This window comes from Candidatus Accumulibacter propinquus (assembly GCF_056856495.1).
In genome coordinates this window covers 1,227,565-1,244,735 of sequence record NZ_JBSEHC010000003.1, presented here as the reverse complement: position 1 = coordinate 1,244,735, position 17,171 = coordinate 1,227,565, and the positions used below count along the sequence as shown (strand labels likewise).

The window sequence follows — 17,171 nt, the reverse complement described above, 5'->3', positions numbered from 1 at the left end:
ACGAAGCCGCTGCGCGGAGGTTCCGGTGGCGATGCGCTCGCATCAGAATATGACCTCACCCCTCGAACGAGGGACTCTCCCCTGACGAAACTGGAGGTCATGTTACGATGAGCACATCACCGGAAGCAACGTTTGATCGCAACTACGCACGGCATCTGCAACACCTGACCCTCAAGGGGCTGCAACCGAAGACCATCGAGGCGTACTCGCGCGCCATCCGGCGGATCGGCGAGCGGTTTGATCATCAGATTGACGCACTGTCCGAGCAGCAATTGCTGGACTACTTCACCGAACTGGTGGCGTCGCACTCGTGGAGTTCCGTCAAGCTCGATCTGTATGGCTTGAAGTTTTACTACGAGCACGTCTTGCGCCGGCCCTGGGCGATGCCCGGCCTGATCAAGCCGCCCAGAAGTCAGCGCTTACCCGACATCGCCACGGTCGATGAAACCCAGCGGATCATCACCCGCACGCGGGTGCTCAGTTACCGCGTGTTCTTTTTCACGCTCTATAGCCTCGGACTGCGCCTGGGGGAAGGGCTGCGGCTGCAGGTCGGCGACATCGATGGCGCACGCGGGCGCGTGCATATCCGTGACGCCAAGGGCAACCAGGACCGTCTGGTGCCGCTGCCGCAAGCGACCCATCAACTCCTGCGCCGCTTCTGGCAGGTGCATCGTAACCCGGTCCTGCTCTTTCCCAGTCGCCACGACGGCCTGAAAGGCGCGGCGACCGCCACGACGCCGATGGACCCCGGTGGCGTACAGACCACCTTGCACCGGGTAGTCGAGGCCTGCGGGCTAAACAAAAGATCACCCCCCACAGCCTTCGCCATTCGTACGCGACCCACCTGATCGAGGCTGGCGTCGATCTGATCGAGGTGCAGAAATTCCTCGGCCATCACTCGATTCTGACCACCGCTCGCTACACCCATCTGACCGACCAGACCAAGCATCACGCCATCGCACGGATCAACGGCCTGATGGATGGCTTCTCCATCACCTGGGGGCAGGTCAAATGATCCGCCTGGCTTCCGTCATTGACACCTTCGAGGCGGACTTCCTGGCGCAATACCGGGATCAACTCACGCCTGATCACTACCGCGCACTCGCGGCCATGAAACATTGCCGCTCGCAGGCCAGCCCCATGATGCAGGTCAAATGCACGGCATGTGAGCATCAGAAACTGGTGCCACATTCCTGCGGCCACCGCCACTGCCCGCACTGCCAGCATCATGAGAGTCAGCAATGGCTGGAACGTCAGTTGAAGAAGCAGGTGCCCGCCGAGTACTTTCTGCTGACCTTCACCCTGCCCGCCGAATTCCGGACGCTGGCCTGGGCGCACCAGAACGTCGTCTATGATCTGCTCATGAGTTGTAGCTGGGAGACGGTGCGTACCTTCAGCCAGAACGACAAACCGCTTCAGGGGACGCCGGGTGCCACTGCGGTGCTGCACACGAACACGCGCCGGCTGGATTATCACCCGCATGTCCATCTCGTCATGCCTGCGGCAGTGGTCGACGGTAAGCAAAAGCAATGGCGAACCAAGCCGCGAGGCAAGGCCAAAGGGGGCTATCTGTTCAACCACAAGGCTCTGGCCAAGGTCTTTCGGGCGAAGATCCTGGCGGCGATCGAAACGGCCGGGCTGACGCTTCCTGCTCGCTATCCCCAGGAGTGGGTGGTGGATTGCAAGTCGGTGGGCAGCGGCGAGTCGGCCCTCATCTATCTGGGGCGCTATCTTTATCGGGGTGTCATTCAGGAGAACGATATCGTCGCCTGCGCCAACGGGCAGGTGAGCTTCCGCTATCGCAACGCCAAGACGACGAGGAGGGAGCGGCGGACCGTGTCCGGCGCTCAGTTCCTGTGGCTGGTCCTGCAGCATGTCTTGCCGAAGGGCTTCCGGCGGGCGCGCAACTTCGGCTTTTTGCACCCCAACTGCAAGCACGTGATCGCCTTGCTGCACGTGCTGCTGAAGTTCGTTCCTGGTCAGACCTTGGCCTGGGTCAAGCAACGGGCGCTGATTCTGTGCACCTGCTGTGGGGCCGTGATGGCGATCGTGCGAACGCGCATTCCTTCGCCGTTCACGGGGCAGCTGCCCACCTTCATCGCGGCCGAAGGGAACCCCTGATCGTGTAGGAGAACCTTCCCTGGAGTGGCACGGGACTTCAGCGCCCGCAAGCTGAGATGCGGGTTCGCCTCCAGTCGGCGCCCATCCGGGGTTCTTCGCCCACCACCGCCCAGATGGGGCATCGTCTGTCCCAACGGCAGGCATTCGAACCAGGTTCAAGTTCCCGCCAGCTGAGCTGAATGTTCAGCCAGGAGACTTCCCAAAAACATATTTTCTAGGCGGCCCAGTCGGCTCCCCACGGGCTCGTCCAACAATCGGATCAGATCGTGGCTTCGCACGATCTATCCTTATTCGTTAGGCTGGTGAACGCAGGAGCGGGCGTAACGAGTACGAAGCCATTGCGTAGGATAGTTTGGCCGTGTTGAACGCCGACTTATGCAACCTTTTCCCATGTGCGGCGGACCAAATTGGCGAGCTTAGAGAAGACCTCAGGGTTCGTGTTTATGGTTGCTGCATCTGTTGTGATGAGGAATGCTTTTGGTTTGCGGGTAAAGGAAATTTTCGCCCCGTCCAATAGCTGTTGTGCTTCATCGGCGAGATGCGGGGCAATGCGGAAGCCCAAAAGAGACTTACTGCTGCTGCGCTTGTGAAGCCAGAAGTAGTTGTTTCGACCAACGCTAATAGACACGTAGTTCTTCACGAAGCCAACCTGAGGCGATTGGAGTTCATTGCCGACAACACCAAGAAGTGTGTCGGCTGTATCAGCAGTCCACTTTGCTTTCTTGTTCCAGTAATCGCGATTGACTTCGACGTCTTGATCCGCTGCGCCGTCATCGATTTCTTCATATGTGTCGAGAACTTTCGTGAAGTGCAGTGCTTTTTTGCCGCCGACTTCCACTAAGGCTACTTGAATGGCGATGATCGGTATAGAGTGACTGAGAATGTGGATGACGTTGAAAAAGCGTCGAGTGATGCTTTCTGCGACAAGTACAGCATAGTGTTGCCGCTGTGGCCATCGGCGCTTCTCGTTGTCCCAGTACTCAATGGTGCGAATGATGTGGGTTTCATCTGATTCGCCCAACATTACTTCGACCTCGTACATTGAGTCGTCTTGCGGGTCTTTGAGCAAAATATCGACCCGACCGCCTGAGTTCTGACGTCGTTCTTTGCTCAACGCATCTAGATCGCCCAAGCCAAGCGCTGCAGGGTTGCCCCAAATTTGATCCTGAAGCCAGTATTCGTCATGTCCCGCTTCTCGGATAGCCACAGATTGAGCAAAAGTTATATCTTCAGCCATGTTTATGTCCTGGAGGGTTGAGCTTAAAGGTTTTCTAGAGCAATCTATTCGACACGTCGGCCTACTTCTTGATGGTGCAATTCGTGCAAAAAAGCCCAACTTTGTTATCGAGAGACAGGTTCGCGCCACAACTTCGGCGCCGGCTCCCTGATGCGGCGTCATGGATTGCGCTGAAGACCACACCGCAGCATGCTTGGCGTCGTGTGTGTACGTAGCCACAAAAAACCGTGTAAAGCAGCACGGCGACAAGGCAGTTCCTGGGCACACTGCGAACGATCTGACCCTTCGCGGCGACATCGCCACCGCTCGAAGTGAGTACTGGCACACCCGGACTCCCTACCAGCCAGCTACTGCGATCGCTGCCCACCAATCAGCCCGCGGGGTTCCATCAAGTATCCGTCAATGCGGTGCACTGGCTAACCTGATTGGCTTGCTTGTGCGGTGGCGCCATGCCGACTCCAGGAAGGCAGTGAACAAAGTCCAGCGCAGGGAGAGAGTGGAATACCTCCGCAAGACCCGCCCACACCTGAAGTCCTTCTGAATCCGGCGGCGGTCAGCAGCATGGTGGGAAGCATCAATGACCCCGTGCCATGGTCTGCTGGTCCGAGCCCTAGGATAGTAGATCCAACGCCACTTCCGCAAGTGTGTGTTCCAGGCTCTGATAAGCCCTGACAGCAGTCGTGAGTCGGGAAAGCGTGCCGACGGAGCCTGAAAACCTCGCCAGAACCGCAGCACGAGGATGGCCATGGGTCGCCGCGGTGGCCAACGAGGCTGCCTCGGCGACCCATGGTGCAAGCGATCCCTGACGAGCCCGATCGGATCGTCTTTGTGCGGCCTTTACCAGGCGATGGGCGATGCGCCGATCGAATTGGTAGTCCGGTGCTGGTTGAGCTGGCGGGTCGAACTCGCCCTGGTCGGCATCGGCCATCTCCCACAGTGGCGGGCCGCGGGCCGGCGCGATAGGCGGCGGTGACGTCTGCTCGCCCAAGTGCGAGAGGATCTCGCGCACGGCGCAGGCGACGGTAATGAAGGCGATGATTCGCATCTCGCCGCCACAGCGTGGGCAGACGAGCGGAAAGACCTCATAGATCCGCGCGAGCAGCAACGCCCAGGCGTAGCGGGCCGCGCGACGCAGGAGCGCTTCCTCTGCCTGCTCCTCGCTGTGGGACGACGCGCCTGGGGCGGTGATTCGCGCCGCGATTGGCTCAGTCTCCGTCGCTGTAACAAGCGGCGTGGTCGGACTGTCTGGCACGCCGGCAAGCGCGGTGACCTGTGCGCGTAGCGGTTCGTTGGGCGCCAGTACGCCGTAGTAGCGATGCCGGCAAGCACGCCGAGCCGCGCGGCGAGACCGCGAACAGCAGCACGACGCACAGCGTACGCAAGGGCGAGACGCTGGCCCAGGTCGCCAGCCGCTACGGCATGACGGTGGCCGAGCTGAAGCAGGCCAACAAACTGCGTGCCGACCAGGTCAACGCCGGAACCAAACTCGCCGTCGCGGCACCCGAAACGGCCAGCAAGCTGCCGCCGGCGCGGGCGCGCATCGACGTGGCCGAGGTCGAGAGCCGGCAGGGCAAGGGGTCCGACAGCCGCCAGCTCCTGGCCAAGACGGAAACCAGGCCGGCCGCCAGGAAAGCCGACGAATCGGCAAACGAACGCGCGCACCAGGGCGCCAGAAAACCGGCCAAGCTGGCGCAATACACGATTCGCCGTGGCGACACACTGGTGTCGATCGCCAGGCAGTTCAAGGTCGAGAAAGATGACCTGCTGCGCTGGAACCGCATCCAGAGCAACGACATCAAGCCGGGGCAGACGCTGACCATTCAACTCGTGCAGAACACGCTCTAGGGCACACAGCGCTTCAACCAGAAAAACGCCGCCTGCGGGCGGCGTTTTGCTGCGCGCGAAGCTAGCCGTACAGGTGGCAACGCACGCTGTGCGTCGTCGACACGCTGGTCGTCTCGGGATAACGTGCGCTGCAGGCGGCGATGGCCTGCCGGCAACGCGGATGAAAATGGCAACCGGTGGGCGGTCTGGCCGGCGAGGGAGTTTCACCCGGCAGACGGATGAACTCCGGCTGCGCATCGAGGTGCGGGCTGGGGACCGCCGACAACAGGGCGCGCGTATAGGGGTGCTGCGGCGAACGCAGGACTTCGTCGACCGTCCCCTGCTCGACGATCCGGCCCAGATACATCACCGCCACCGCATGCGCCAGGTGGTCGACCACGGCAAAGTTGTGGGTGATGAACAGGTAGGCCAGCCCGAGATCGGCCTGCAGGCTGGCCAGCAGATTCAGAATCTGGGCCTGCACCGAAACGTCGAGGGCCGAGGTCGGCTCGTCACAGATCACCAGATCCGGCTGCACCGCCAGCGCCCGCGCAATCGCGATGCGCTGCCGCTGACCACCCGAGAACTCATGCGGATAGCGCCCGGCAGCCTCCGCGTCAAGGCCCACCTGTAGCAGCACGGCGGCGATCGCCGCGCCACTGCCCTCTGGCGAATGCACCCGCAAGGCGCGCAGGCCCTCGCCAATGATCTCGCCCACCGCCATGCGCGGGTTCAGCGAGGCGAAAGGATCCTGGAAAATCATCTGCATGCGCTGGCGAAGCGGCTGCAGCGCGCGCCGCGACTGACCACCGAGCACCTGCCCCAACACTTCCACCCGCCCCGCAGTGGCGGGCAGCAGTTGCAGGATCGCCTTGCCGACCGTGGTCTTGCCGCAACCCGATTCGCCGACCAGCGCCAGCGTGCGGCCACGCGCGAGTTCGAGCGACACGCCATCGACGGCGCGCACGCTGCCGACGGTACGCTGCAGGATGCCGCGGCGAATCGGAAAATGCACGCACAGGTTTTCCACCGCGAGCACCGGCGTTGCCGGCGCCGCCACAGCCGCCGCGATGACCACAAGCGTGGCATCGGGGACGTCGGGCGCATGGCCCGCGCCCGAGCCGCCATTGAGGTGACAGCGGACGCGGTGAGCGACGGCCACCTGCTGCCACGGCGGTGCTTCCTGGCGACAGAGTTCCCAGGCATGCGGACAGCGCGCCGCAAAGCGGCAGGCGCGCGGCATCTGCGACAATGGCGGCACCTGTCCGGGAATCGTCTCCAGCCGGCCGCCACGCCGTGCCAGATCGGGCAGTGCGGCGAACAGCATCTGCGTATAGGGATGGCGCGGCGACGAGAAAAAGGCCGCGCGTGGCGCCTCTTCGACGATCTGCCCCGCATACATCACGCCCACCCGGGTGGCCATCTGCGCGACGACGCCCAGGTCGTGGGTGATCAGCAGCATGCCCGTCGCGCGCTCGCCCTGCAGGCGCCGCAGAAGTTCCAGAATCTGCGCCTGGATGGTGACGTCGAGGGCGGTCGTCGGTTCGTCGGCAATCAGCAGACGCGGATTGCCGGCCAGCGCGATGGCGATCATCACCCGCTGTTTCATGCCGCCGGAAAGCTGGAAGGGATATTCGCCGAGCCGCCGTTCCGGATCGGCCAGCCCCACTGCCGTCAGCAGTTCGAGCGAACGCGCGCGCACCGCCGGCCCGGCCAGGCCGAGGTGCCTTTCGAGCACTTCGGCAAGCTGCCGACCGACGGTGAGCACCGGATTGAGGCTGGTCGCCGGCTCCTGAAAGATCATCGCCATGCCGCCACCGCGCACGGCGCGCATCTCGGCTTCAGGCAGGTGCAGAAGATCGCGGCCGGCGAAACGCACTTCGCCGCCGAGCATCCGCCCGGCCGCCGGCAACAGGCGGAGCAGGCCCAGCGCCGTCGCCGACTTGCCGCAACCGGACTCGCCGAGCAGCGCCAGCGTCTCGCCGGCGGCGACCTCGAAACTGATCCCGTCGACCGCCGCGAGCAGCGAACGCCCGCTGGCAAAAGCGATCCGCAGATCGCGGACGTCGAGCAGCACGGCTTCTCCCTCCCGGTTCATGCCGACCCCACCAGGCGTGGATCGAAAGCGTCGCGTACGGCGTCGGCCAACAGGTTCGCGGCCAGGACCAGGATGAACATGAAGACGAAAGCGGCGGCCAGCGACCACCACACCATCGGTTCGCGGGCCAGTTCCATGCGTGCATTGTTGATCATCGTGCCGAAGCTGATCATCGTCGGATCGACCCCGATGCCGACATAGGACAACACCGCTTCGGCCAGCACCAGGCTCGAAAAATCCATCACCAGGGCGATGATCACGATATGCATCAGGTTGGGCAGGATGTGGCGGGCGATGATCCGCAGGTCGGAGACACCGAAAGCCTGCGCCGCCTGGATGTACTCGAGTTCACGGAGCTTCAGCGTCTCGCCGCGCAACAAGCGACACAGACCGGTCCAGCTGGTCACCCCGAGGATGCAGCACAGCGCCAGCAGGCGCATGTCGGCACGCTCGGCGGCGGTGGCGAACCATTCCGGATGTGTGTCGATCAGCACCTGCATCATCAGCACGGCGGCGGCGATCAGCAGCACGCCCGGGATCGAACTCAGCGTCGTATACAGATACTGGATCAGGTCATCGACCCAGCCCCGGAAGTAGCCGGCCAGCACCCCCAGGAAGATCGACAGCGGCAACATCACCAGCGTCGTCACCAGGCCGATGACCAGCGCCGTGCGCACGCTCTTGAGCACCTGATAGAGCACGTCCTGGCCGACCTTGTCGGTGCCGAGAACGTGGTAATCGGCCGCGAGGATCAGCAACGGCAAGGCGAACAGCAACAGCAGGCCGAGCGCGGCGAGCACCGCATTGCACGCAAAATCGCTTTCGTTGCGCCAGATGCGCCGCCACGCCGCGAGATGCGAACAGGCTTCGGCGCGTGCCAGGGCGGCCGCTGTTGCCGCCGCCAGCGCCCACCAGACGAGGAGCGCCAGTCCGAGCGCGCACAGCAGGCGCATGCCGACATCGGCATCACGCCGTGCCTCGTCGGCACCCAGATGGGTGCCGGCATGCTTCAGGCGCGGGTACTCGCGCACTTGACGAAGCTCGCCGTCGGCAGTACGCGTCTCGATCGATTCCTTGGCGTAGGCACGCGTCGCCAGCGGTTCGGAATAGGTCTTCTCGGTACGCGTGCGCAGCGAGCTCAGCAGGCCGTCGAGCACCGACAACACCTCGACGGCATAGGCCACCGGCGGCTGCCCGTCGGGGGCGACGCCCGGCACTGCCGCGGCTTCGAGGCGCGGCCGATAGTGGATCGAATCAAGTAGCCCGACGCAGACGAAGGCCAGCAGGATCGTCGCCGACGCCATCCCGGCGCGACTGCGGCCGACTCGCCGCCAGGCGGCGCGCAGCAGCGGATTGCTCGCCGACAGCCAGCCGCTCCCGAGCACGCCGACCACCAGCATCCAGATCAGGACATCGGACCAGAGAATGACCGGAAGGAAATCCATCAGTTGAAGCGAATCCGCGGGTCGACAAAAGTGTAGGAAAGATCGGTGAGGATCAGTCCGACGATGTACAGCACCGAGCCGATGAAGACCATCGCACGCACGACGGCGAAGTCCTGGGCATTGATCGCGTCGATGGTGTAACTGCCCAGTCCGGGGATGCCGAAGAACGACTCGGTGAGCAGCGAGCCCATGAACAGCAGTGGAATGACGACCACGACGCCGGTCAGGATCGGAATCAGCGCATTGCGCAGGACGTGCCGAAACAGTACGGTCACCTCGGAAAGCCCCTTGGCGCGCGCGGTGCGGACATAGTCGCGCGAAACTTCCTCAAGGAAGATCGTGCGATACCAGCGCGTCGAAGAACCGATGCCCGAGACGACGCCGATGGCCACCGGCAGGATCAGGAACTTCCAGGCATCGAGGCCGCCGCCATAGCCCGAGATCGGCACCAGCTTCCAGATCTTGCTGACCAGATACTGGCCACCGATGATGTAGAACAGGCCGGAGATCGACATCATCGCCACGCACAGCACGACGCCCCAGAAGTCGAGATAACTGGCGCGAAAGAAGGTCAGCAGCAGGGCCAACGAGATGGTCACCAGCAGGCCGAGGAGGAAGGTCGGCAGCGCAATGGCCAGCGAAGGCCCCATCCGCGACGCAATCTCCCTGGCGATGTCGCGCCCGTCTTCGGCGCGCCCGAAATCGCCGGCGAACATGCGCGCCGATTTGGCAAAGAAAATGGTATCGGTGAGCATGGCGCTGCCGGCAGCCGACTGGTTGATGAACAATGGCTTGTCGTAACCGCGTTCGCTTTTCCAGCGGGCGATCGCTTCCGGCGTCACACGCTTGACGCCGAGCTGCATGCGCGCCATGTCGTCCGGCGTGTTGACCACGAAAAACAGCGCGAAGGTGATCAGGTTCACGCCGATCAGGATCGGTAGCGCGTAGAGCAGGCGACGGACGAGGTAGGCTAGCATGGTTGGCGAATATACCTCAACGCTTGCCCGGGGGCGGCTGCCGCATGCAACAGATCGTGCCGCAGCGCATCCCGAGGCGACGCCACACGATCGAGGATCGGCGAGCGCATCAGCGGGCCGTGCTGCGCTCGCGGCGACGATAGGCAATCGCCGCCGGCAGGATCACCGCCACGAGCAGCGCCGCCGCCGCCGCCAGCGGCCAGAGCACCGGCCGATTCCATTCCTGCCGCAAGCGCTGCCGCTCGGCGACGTTGATGCGCTGGTACTTGAGAATGTTGTGCCCCACCTCGGTCGGCTTGCGGTTGCGCAGCCAGACATGGCTCAGCGTATAGCTCGTCGGATGAAAACCGTAGATCCACGGCGCATCATGCTGCAGCAGCGTGATCGCCTGACGGATGATCGCCAGGCGATCGACGCCGCGCGGACCTTCGCTCTCCATGTTCTTCATCTGCTCGAAGAGCCGGTCGAATTCCGGATTGGCGTAGTTGGAGGCGTTTTCCCCACCCTTGGCCACCTTGCCTTCAGGACCGGCGAGCAGGAACAGGAAGTTCTCCGGATCGGGATAGTCGGCGTTCCAGCCGAGATAGTAGAGCTGCACCGCGCCCTTGCGGACCTTGTCCTGGAAGCGGTTGAAGTCGGTCGAGCGGACCACCAGCTGGATGTCGAGCTTGGCGAACTGGCGCGTCAGCCAGTCCAGCCGCGACTTGTCGCCCATGCCGCCGCTGGTGGTGTCGAGGTTCAGGACCAGCGGCTCACCGGTCGTGGCATGCCGCCCATTCGGCCAGCCGGCTTCGGCCAGCAGTTGCTTGGCGACCGCCAGCGGCTTGCGCCGCGCCTGTCCATCGACCCAGTCATAGACCACCGGATTGCTGCCCGCGGCCCCTTCGAGATAGCCGAAGATGCCCGGCGGCAGCGGGCTCGAAGCGGCGATGCCGCGCCCATTCATGAAGATCGAGATGAACTCCTCCTGGTCGATGGCGATCGACAGCGCTTGCCGCAGCCTGGTCGGTTGTTCCGCCAGGCCGCCGACGACCGGATCGAGCATGTTGAAGCCCATGTAGAAGATCGACGCGCGCACACTGGTCAACAGGCGAATCCCCTTCGCGCGCATCTCGTCGGTCAACTGCACGTCACCGCCGACGCCGAGCCGTACCGCCTGATCGAAACTGTCGGAGGAAATTCCCGAGGCATCGTAGTAGCCCTGCAGGAACTTGTTCCAGTACGGAATGCTCTCCTTCTCGCGCGAGAAGACCGCCTTGTCGATGAACGGCAGCGACTGGCCGCAGTCGGCCAGCAGCCCGTCCGCCTGGTCTTCGGGCTCGCCGTGGCAGGGATAAGTCTCGCCGTGGAAGTTCGGATTACGTTCGAGAACCATGCGGCTGTTGGGATTGTTCTGGGTGAGCATGAACGGACCGGTACCCACCGGATACCAGTCAAGCGTCAGGTTCTTCGCGGCCATCCCGGGCTGGTGGTAGAAGCGGTCGACCTCGCGCGGCACCGGGGCGAAGAAGGGCATCGCCAGCCAGTACACGAACTGTGGATACTTGCCGCGCAGCGTGATGCGATACGTGTAGCGGTCGACGCGCGTCACGCCGCTGAGCGGGAAGCGGTCGAGATCCAGCCAGTCGCCGGGCGGCAGGTCCCTGGCAGCCGCCTGCAGCGCCGTGCCGAGTTCGCGCAGGCCGACGATGCGCTCGGCCATCATGCTGAAGATCGGCGAGTGCAGGCGGGGATGTGCGAGGCGCTTGATCTCGTAGATGTAGTCGTCGGCGATCAGCTCGCGGCTGCCGGTGCGCGCAAAATCGGCGATCGTCTCGATGCCGCGCAGCGCCTCGCGCTGGCCGGACCCCTCGCCGGGCGGCGCACCGGCGTCACCGGCAAAAGCCGGATGCGGCTGGTAGCGGATGCCCGGACGAATGCGAATCTCGTAGACACTGTGCGCGATTTCGGCAACCGGCGCGTCGGCAGACAGTTCGCGGCCTTGCACGTCGTAGTAGCGCGGCACCGGCACCGCCTCGCTGGTCAGGGGGATCAGCGTATAGGGCCGCTGCAGGTAATGGTATTGCAGCGGTGGCTCGTACACCTGCGCGGTGAAGGTGATTTCGTCCTCGGTGTACGACTGCACCGGGTCGAGATGCTTGGGACGCTCGGAAAAGGCGGCGTAGAGGATGTTCCTGCCGCGCTCGGCGCTCGGGTACGGATCGTTCTGCTCGCTCCCGCAGGCAGTCAGCAGGAGCAGCAGCGACAGGAAGACGAGACGAAAAACGAGCATGGGCGGCAGTGTAGCGCGAAGTTCGGCGGTTTTGGTCCGGTGGCGATGCCCTGGCTTTCGGCAGGTACGCGCGGGCGTGACAACGATCGTCGAGGCGCCGATCGAATCCTTTATAATGCTGGGGTTAAGCTGGTCCACACCAGATACTTCAACACCAGCCCATTTTCGTTACGGAGAACCCATGGGATTCCTCGCAGACAAGCGCATCCTGATCACCGGCGTGCTGTCGAAGCACTCGATCGCCTACGGCATCGCCAGGGCCTGCCACCGGGAAGGTGCGCAACTGGCTTTTACCTATCAGAACGAGCGTTTCAAGGATCGCCTCGCCAAGTTTGCCAAGGAATTCGACAGCACGCTGATCTACCCGTGTGACGTCGCCGAGGACGCCGAAATCGAGCGGCTGTTCGCAGAACTCGGCGAACACTGGGACGGTCTTGAAGGCCTGGTACATTCCATCGCCTACGCGCCCAGCGAAGCCATCGAAGGCGACTTTCTCGACGGTATCTCGCGCGACGCCTTCCGCATCGCGCATGACGTCTCTTCCTACAGCTACCCGGCGCTGGCCAAGGCCGCCCGCCCGCTGCTGCTGAAGGGCCGCAATCCGGCGCTGCTCGCACTCTCGTACCTCGGCGCCGAGCGCACCATGCCCAACTACAACACCATGGGCCTGGCCAAAGCCAGCCTGGAGGCGGCCACGCGCTACCTCGCGTTCTGCCTGGGTCCGCAGGGCATCCGCGCCAACGCCATCTCCGCCGGCCCGATCAAGACGCTGGCCGCTTCAGGCATCGGCAACTTCTCCCGCCTGCTGGCCTATAACGCGCACAACGCGCCGCTCCGCCGCAACATCACCATCGACGAGGTCGGCAACGCCGCCGCCTTCATGCTCTCCGACCTCGCCAGCGGTATCACCGGCGAGATCATGTACGTCGATGGCGGACTGAACACCACCGCTCTCGGCAACGCCGACCCGCTGCCGGCCTGAACCTTCAGCGCTCGCCGCTGGCGGGCGCACCGACCGCGGCGAGGATCGCCTTCAGCAACTTCCAGGCGTGCCCCACCGTCGCGATCTCGACGCCTTCACCGGGGGCGTGCGCGCCGCGTATGGTCGGCCCGAAGGAGAGCATGTCCAGATCCGGATAGTTGGCGGCGATCAGGCCACACTCCAGGCCGGCGTGGATCACCTGCACCCTGGCTTCGGCGCCGTATTCGCGCCGGTAGACCGACTGGCACAGCGCCAGCAGCGGCGACGCCGGATTCGGCTCCCAGCCCGGGTAGTGGCCGCCCTTCTCCGCCAGCGTTCCCGACAGGGCAAAGAGGCTGACGATCTCGTCGGCCAGCGCGCTGCTGCCGCTGTCGAGCAGCGAACGGACCATGAAATGGCATGCCCCGTGCGCCGGCGTGAGCGCGACGATGCCGAGGTTGTTGGAAGTCTCGACCACGCCGGGAACTTTCTGGCTGCGGCGCCGGACACCGTGTGGCGCGGCATGCAGCGACGCCAGCCAGATCGCCTGCTCGGCGCCGGACATCAGATGTCGCGCTGCGGCGGGAGTGCAGCGGATGCTCAGCCCTTCATCGACGCCGCACAATTCCTGGCGCAACAACGACTGCCACGCGGCCAGGCCTGCCGCCAGCGCATCGCCCTGCCCGGCCGGCAGCGCGACGATTGCCGAGGCTTCGCGGGGCAGCGCATTGCGCGCCGAGCCACCGCCGAGTTCCGCCAGCCGCAGCGGCCAGCGACGCTCCAGTCCCTGCAGGACACGCACCAGGAGCTTGATGGCGTTGCCCCGCTCGGCGTGGATGTCGACTCCCGAATGCCCACCGCGCAAACCATGCAGCTCGATCCGCCAGACTTCGAAACCCTCCGGCAACGGTGCCGGTCGACCTTCCCGCTGCACGTCGACATCCAGCCCGCCGGCGCAGCCCAGGAACAGTTCGCCCCATTCCTCGGTATCGAGGTTGAGCAACAGGCGCCCCTGCAACAGACCACCCTGCAGCCCGCGGGCACCGCCCATCCCGGCTTCCTCATCGACCGTCAGCAGCGCCTCAAGCGGCCCATGCGGCAGCGACGCATCCTCCAGAACCGCCAGGATCAGGGCCACCCCGATGCCGTTGTCGGCGCCGAGCGTCGTGCCCTCGGCGAGTAGCCAGCCGTCCCGACGCACGGGCCGGATCGGGTCGCGGGAAAAATCGTGCGACGTCTCCGGGGTCTTCTGGCACACCATGTCCAGGTGCGCCTGCAGTACGACCGCCGGTGCCTGCTCCCGGCCGGCACTGGCCGGCTTGCGGATCACCAGATTGCCGGCGGCATCAATGCGGGTCACCAGCCCCCTGGCGAGCGCCCACTGCCGAAGTTCATCGCGCAATCGCCCTTCCGCCTTCGACTGGCGCGGAATGCGACACAGCGTCGCGAAGTGTGCCCAGACGGCCGTCGGCTCCAGGCCGCAGAAAACCGCTTCGAGTGGTGCTTGCGTCATGCTGTTGATGATCCTCCCTGATACGGCTGGAAAGACGGAGCGTCCGACCGCTTTGTCGCATGCCATGCCGTGTGTGCCGTGCCCGCAGAGCTTGGCGTCAGTTATAGCCGAGCTTGAACGGGTTGCGCAAGGGCACGCCGAACGCGTCAGCGGGGTGGCAGTTCCGGTTCAGCCCACGCGTAGTCCGCAAGCCACAATTCCCTCATCAAGGCTCCTGACTAGATGGATGACCAGCGTACGCCAGGCTGGTCGCCGCCGTCAATTCGGGGCACGTCAAAATCGTCGCGGCCATGCAGTAAAATAAAGCTTGTCTGCCGTGATTAGCCAACGGTCAAACCGGAGGTACTCTCGTAGGCAGATGATCGCCACTCATTTTTGGCGAAGCTGGAGTGCCCTGATTCCTCAGACAAGTTTTCAAGGAGAAGACAAAATTGAATGTATCTTTTGCCATATCGTTTGCGATTGCGCTGACTGTGACATCAGTTCATGCTCAGCAACCAGGGCAGCCTAATGCAGGCGCTCCACTATCCGCAAGACAAGCCGCTCTTAATCCTAACGGCTTCAATGTCGACTGGAATTGCGGGGGTTCCTCGGGCCGTTCTTACCTTACCTTTCGGGATGAGGGAGAGAAGATCGTCGTTGACATCAACAACTACGCCCGTGGAGCATGTAAATCAGAGGCCAAGATTACTGAGTCCAGTTTCACGTTTGACGGCTGTAGAGATACTGGAATCATTGTGTCCTATGACCCAAGCAATATAGAAACTCCGTTTAAAGCGCAGAGCCCTCGCTGTTCCTATGAGTTCAAGGCAAGGTAACTCTCGATCGCACGCCCATCTCAGTGTGCTGGCGGCACACGGCGATTCGAACAACGTTTAACCGCCGCGATTCGCCAGCGCCGGGACCAAACGTTTTCGGCGCGTCGAGCAAACGCCATTCGCCGTACCTGCCAAGGGTTGCCGCCATGACCAGTCTCTTCCCACCGTGGCCGCTGTTCTCCGCCTTCGTGATGGCCAGCCTGGTGCTGGCGGTGACGCCTGGGCCGGGCGTGTTCTACATCGTTACCCGCAGCATCGTCCAGGGGCGCCGTTCGGGGCTGGTGTCGGTGGCCGGCGTCGCGCTCGGCAACCTCGGCAACGCACTGGCCGCTTCGGTTGGTCTCGCGGCCCTGTTTGCGGTTTCCTCGCTGGCGTTCACGATCGTCAAATACGCCGGCGCCCTTTACCTGGTCTATCTGGGTGTGCAGATGTTGCGCACGCCACACGCCGAGCCATCGGCACCCGCGCCGGCAGTTGCAACGCTCGGGCGCATCTTCCGCGACGGCTTTGTCGTCGCCCTGCTCAACCCCAAGACCACGCTCTTCTTTGCCGCGTTCCTGCCGCAGTTCCTGAGCCCGGCGGTGTCGCCCGTGTTGCAGAGCATGGCGCTCGGTGCGCTCTTCGTGGCCATCGCCGCGCTGACCGACAGCGCTTATGCCCTGGCGGCCGGCGCGGTGGCGCCCGTGCTGGCGCGTGCGGGCGGCGTTCGCCGCGTCGGGCGCCGGCTTGGCGGCAGCGCGTTCATCGGCCTCGGGGTGTTCACCGCCCTGGCCGGATCGCGCGGCGTAAAGTAGTTTGGGTGCGACTCTATTGCGCCGCGGTTTCTCGGCTATCACGCGGCCGACTTGATGTCATTGTTCTGGGGTGCCGACAGATAGTTGCGCTGGCGCTCTTGGCGATGGTGAAAGCCCATCTACTCCTCGAAGTCGCCGCTGGCACGAAGTGAGCGCAAGCGGAGCACCGCTTCCGCGACGTCCAGAATCCAGCGAGCGCCGGTGAGGTCCTGGTTACGGTGCCGGCCGGCGGCTGCGTGCCGTTTCGAGGTGCTGGCACAAACGCTCGGCGCCTTCAAGCAGGCGTGGCGTGTGGCGCTGGATCAGGTCGGGCGGCACGAAGAACAGGTTGCCGCGCGCGACCGCGGTGATCGTGGACCAGCGTCGCCAGTCATCGAGCCACTCGGGCCGCGCTTCGTCCATGCCGCTGGCGACGATCGCTTCCGGGTTGGCGGCGATCACCGCTTCGACGGTCACCGTCGGCGCCATCGTCTCCAGCTTGCCGAATACATTGTCGCCACCACACAGGCGAATGACGTCGGAGATGATCTGCCGGCGGCCAACGGTCATCAGCGGCTGTTTCCAGATCTGGTAGAAGGTCGGCACCGGCGGACGGCTGCCATAGCGCTTCTGCAGGGCAGCGAGCCGTTGGCGAAAGCTATCGGCAGCGTGATTGGCGACCGCCGGGCTGCCGGCCAGCACCCCCAGACGCTCGATCTCGCTGGCCACGTCCTCGATGCGGTTGAGCTGCGAGAGATAGATCGGGATTCGCAAGGCGCGCAGGCGGTCGAGATGCGCGGCGGCGTTGCCGCTCTGCCAGGCGATGATCAGTTCCGGCCGCAACGCCGCCACGCGTTCGAGGTCGACCCGTGAATAGCCGCCGACGCGCGCGATCCTGCTCGCCGCCGGCGGGTACTCGCTGTATTCGACGGTGCCGACGATGCGCTCGCCGGCACCGGCCGCAAACAGGGTCTCGGTCAGATGCGGCGCCAGGCTGATGATGCGTTTGGCCGGCTGCGCAAGGCTGATCGTCGCGCCGCTGTCGTCGACCACGCGCACCTCGGCCCGGACCGGCGTGCCGGCAGCCAGCAGCCAGGTGGCGCAGAGCAGTCTGAACCACACCTTGCGCATC

At 64.0% G+C, this 17,171-nt stretch carries 12 protein-coding genes and 1 pseudogene; 5 read left to right on the top strand and 8 right to left on the bottom strand.

All coding sequences use genetic code 11. The annotated features are described in order from the left end of the window. Positions 1 to 107: 107 nt before the first annotated feature. A pseudogene (locus AC15MQ_RS11625) lies at positions 108 to 1,015 on the top strand (tyrosine-type recombinase/integrase). Next, positions 1,012 to 2,121 carry an IS91 family transposase gene (locus AC15MQ_RS11620; protein ID WP_483080197.1) on the top strand — a complete coding sequence of 370 codons (1,110 nt, stop codon included), beginning with the start codon at positions 1,012 to 1,014 and terminating at the stop codon, positions 2,119 to 2,121. Before AC15MQ_RS11625 ends, AC15MQ_RS11620 begins: the two are co-directional and overlap by 4 nt. Before the next feature lie 373 nt (positions 2,122 to 2,494). Here AC15MQ_RS11620 and AC15MQ_RS11615 read toward each other — a convergent pair whose 3' ends face one another. Both AC15MQ_RS11615 and AC15MQ_RS11610 read right to left on the bottom strand, forming a co-directional pair. Then, positions 2,495 to 3,358, bottom strand: coding sequence for a hypothetical protein (locus AC15MQ_RS11615; protein ID WP_483080196.1), 864 nt, complete (start codon positions 3,356 to 3,358; stop codon positions 2,495 to 2,497). Positions 3,359 to 3,968: 610 nt separating this feature from the next. Continuing rightward, the gene (locus AC15MQ_RS11610) at positions 3,969 to 4,403 is read right to left on the bottom strand and encodes a hypothetical protein (protein WP_483080195.1); all 435 of its coding nucleotides are present in this window, start codon (positions 4,401 to 4,403) and stop codon (positions 3,969 to 3,971) included. 227 nt (positions 4,404 to 4,630) lie between these two features. Here AC15MQ_RS11610 and AC15MQ_RS11605 point away from each other — a divergent pair, with 227 nt between their 5' ends. Beyond that, positions 4,631 to 5,203, top strand: a complete 573-nt coding sequence (locus AC15MQ_RS11605; protein WP_483080194.1) for a LysM peptidoglycan-binding domain-containing protein — start codon at positions 4,631 to 4,633, stop codon at positions 5,201 to 5,203. A 61-nt stretch (positions 5,204 to 5,264) separates the two neighbouring features. Here AC15MQ_RS11605 and AC15MQ_RS11600 read toward each other — a convergent pair whose 3' ends face one another. The 4 genes from AC15MQ_RS11600 to AC15MQ_RS11585 all read right to left on the bottom strand — a co-directional run bounded on the left by AC15MQ_RS11600 (position 5,265) and on the right by AC15MQ_RS11585 (position 11,974). After that, complete coding sequence (locus AC15MQ_RS11600; RefSeq protein WP_483080193.1) at positions 5,265 to 7,280, bottom strand: ABC transporter ATP-binding protein; 2,016 nt, start codon at positions 7,278 to 7,280, stop codon at positions 5,265 to 5,267. Continuing rightward, complete coding sequence (locus AC15MQ_RS11595; protein WP_287666005.1) at positions 7,277 to 8,725, bottom strand: ABC transporter permease; 1,449 nt, start codon at positions 8,723 to 8,725, stop codon at positions 7,277 to 7,279. Before AC15MQ_RS11595 ends, AC15MQ_RS11600 begins: the two co-directional genes overlap by 4 nt. Beyond that, positions 8,725 to 9,702 (bottom strand): ABC transporter permease, encoded by a 978-nt coding sequence (locus AC15MQ_RS11590; protein WP_287655332.1) that lies wholly within the window; start codon positions 9,700 to 9,702, stop codon positions 8,725 to 8,727. The genes AC15MQ_RS11595 and AC15MQ_RS11590 overlap by 1 nt, the downstream gene beginning before the upstream one ends. Positions 9,703 to 9,811: 109 nt before the next feature. Further along, on the bottom strand, positions 9,812 to 11,974 hold the full coding sequence (locus AC15MQ_RS11585; RefSeq protein WP_483080192.1) for an ABC transporter substrate-binding protein: 2,163 nt from the start codon (positions 11,972 to 11,974) through the stop codon (positions 9,812 to 9,814). A 181-nt stretch (positions 11,975 to 12,155) separates the two neighbouring features. On the opposite strand from AC15MQ_RS11585, the gene fabI reads away from it, so the two are divergent. Next, positions 12,156 to 12,956, top strand: a complete 801-nt coding sequence (gene fabI, locus AC15MQ_RS11580; protein WP_287655329.1) for an enoyl-ACP reductase FabI — start codon at positions 12,156 to 12,158, stop codon at positions 12,954 to 12,956. A gap of 4 nt (positions 12,957 to 12,960) precedes the next feature. On the opposite strand, the gene AC15MQ_RS11575 is transcribed toward fabI, so the two are convergent. Then, entirely contained in the window at positions 12,961 to 14,448 is a 1,488-nt protein-coding gene (locus AC15MQ_RS11575) for an aminoacyl-histidine dipeptidase (protein ID WP_483080191.1), read from the bottom strand. A gap of 964 nt (positions 14,449 to 15,412) precedes the next feature. Here AC15MQ_RS11575 and AC15MQ_RS11570 point away from each other — a divergent pair. After that, a complete protein-coding gene (locus tag AC15MQ_RS11570) occupies positions 15,413 to 16,060 on the top strand; it encodes a LysE family translocator (protein WP_483080190.1) in 648 nt (215 codons plus the stop codon). A gap of 213 nt (positions 16,061 to 16,273) precedes the next feature. Here the strand turns inward: AC15MQ_RS11570 and AC15MQ_RS11565 are convergent, their stop codons facing one another. After that, the gene (locus AC15MQ_RS11565; RefSeq protein WP_350496422.1) at positions 16,274 to 17,170 is read right to left on the bottom strand and encodes a cobalamin-binding protein; all 897 of its coding nucleotides are present in this window, start codon (positions 17,168 to 17,170) and stop codon (positions 16,274 to 16,276) included. Position 17,171 lies beyond the last annotated feature (1 nt).

Bases quoted from the DNA above. Each gene is read 5' to 3' on its own strand.
- AC15MQ_RS11575 (WP_483080191.1), bottom strand. From the start codon at position 14,448: ATGACGCAAGCACCACTCGAAGCGGTTTTCTGCGGCCTGGAGCCGACG.
- AC15MQ_RS11585 (WP_483080192.1), bottom strand. From the start codon at position 11,974: ATGCTCGTTTTTCGTCTCGTCTTCCTGTCGCTGCTGCTCCTGCTGACT.
- AC15MQ_RS11615 (WP_483080196.1), bottom strand. From the start codon at position 3,358: ATGGCTGAAGATATAACTTTTGCTCAATCTGTGGCTATCCGAGAAGCG.
- AC15MQ_RS11595 (WP_287666005.1), bottom strand. From the start codon at position 8,725: ATGGATTTCCTTCCGGTCATTCTCTGGTCCGATGTCCTGATCTGGATG.
- fabI (WP_287655329.1), top strand. From the start codon at position 12,156: ATGGGATTCCTCGCAGACAAGCGCATCCTGATCACCGGCGTGCTGTCG.
- AC15MQ_RS11565 (WP_350496422.1), bottom strand. From the start codon at position 17,170: ATGCGCAAGGTGTGGTTCAGACTGCTCTGCGCCACCTGGCTGCTGGCT.
- AC15MQ_RS11620 (WP_483080197.1), top strand. From the start codon at position 1,012: ATGATCCGCCTGGCTTCCGTCATTGACACCTTCGAGGCGGACTTCCTG.
- AC15MQ_RS11610 (WP_483080195.1), bottom strand. From the start codon at position 4,403: ATGCGAATCATCGCCTTCATTACCGTCGCCTGCGCCGTGCGCGAGATC.
- AC15MQ_RS11600 (WP_483080193.1), bottom strand. From the start codon at position 7,280: ATGAACCGGGAGGGAGAAGCCGTGCTGCTCGACGTCCGCGATCTGCGG.
- AC15MQ_RS11590 (WP_287655332.1), bottom strand. From the start codon at position 9,702: ATGCTAGCCTACCTCGTCCGTCGCCTGCTCTACGCGCTACCGATCCTG.
- AC15MQ_RS11570 (WP_483080190.1), top strand. From the start codon at position 15,413: ATGACCAGTCTCTTCCCACCGTGGCCGCTGTTCTCCGCCTTCGTGATG.